This is a genomic window from Robertmurraya korlensis (genome assembly GCF_023715225.1).
In the GTDB taxonomy this organism is placed as follows: domain Bacteria; phylum Bacillota; class Bacilli; order Bacillales; family Cytobacillaceae; genus Robertmurraya_A.
This window is the reverse complement of the sequence record NZ_JAMBNS010000137.1, coordinates 1-421: the sequence shown is the minus strand read 5'-3', so window position 1 is coordinate 421 and position 421 is coordinate 1. Positions and strand designations below refer to the sequence as shown.

1 protein-coding gene is annotated in these 421 nt (G+C 42.8%); it reads right to left on the bottom strand.

Going from position 1 to position 421, the window contains the following annotated elements:
* A partial coding sequence (locus tag M3175_RS26130) for a TerD family protein (protein WP_251524625.1) occupies nucleotides 1–296 on the bottom strand: 296 nt, incomplete at its 3' end.
* Nucleotides 297–421 lie beyond the last annotated feature (125 nt).

Here is a 421-nt window from a genome sequence, read left to right as displayed (position 1 = left end):
GGGACTTTAGACAAATCCACTTTGATGACTTCATCATCGCCATCGCCTTCACCAGTGCGGTTATCACCGGTATGCTCTACCGAACCATCGGATGATTTTAGGTTGTTAAAGAAAATAAAATCTGTATCTGCCCGTACTTTACCCGATTCATTGACCAAAAACGCGATCGCGTCTAAGTCAAAGGCTTGCCCGTCAGTGGCACGTGGGTTCCAGCCAAGACCGACGGCTATGTTGGTTAAATTCGGTGCTTCTTTTGATAAATTAACATTACCACCTTTGGTTAAGCTAATTGCCATTGTTTTATCCTTTGTAATAAATTTTTGCAGTCAAATAAGAAAATCGATGTCCGTTGTCATGCACTGCGCCTTTCATTCTCAGACTACAAGAACCAGACCAAAAGCGCGCACAAACTAAAAACACC